1 pseudogene is annotated in these 236 nt (G+C 76.7%); it reads left to right on the top strand.

Going from position 1 to position 236, the window contains the following annotated elements:
- A pseudogene (gene thrS / locus KVT14_RS21370) lies at window positions 1-236 on the top strand (threonine--tRNA ligase); the annotation flags it as partial.

Genomic DNA, 236 nt, shown 5'->3' with positions numbered 1-236 from the left:
AGACCTTCCGCCGGGTCGAGGTCACGGCCGACGTGGCGCGCGCGCTGGCCGCCGCCGAGCCGTACAAGCTCGAGCTGATCGGCCTCAAGTCCACCGCCGAGACGGCGGGGGGGGGCGCGTCGGTCGAGGTCGGCGCCGGCGGCCTGACCTACTACCAGAACGTGCGCGGCGCGGGCCGGGGGACCGAGGCGGTCGTCTGGCAGGACCTGTGGCGCGGCCCGCACGTGCCCAGCACC

This window comes from Cellulomonas sp. GbtcB1, from assembly GCF_019091725.1.
Classification (GTDB): domain Bacteria; phylum Actinomycetota; class Actinomycetes; order Actinomycetales; family Cellulomonadaceae; genus Cellulomonas.
The sequence above is the reverse complement of the archived record's forward strand: the minus strand, read 5'-3'. Positions and strand labels throughout refer to the sequence as shown.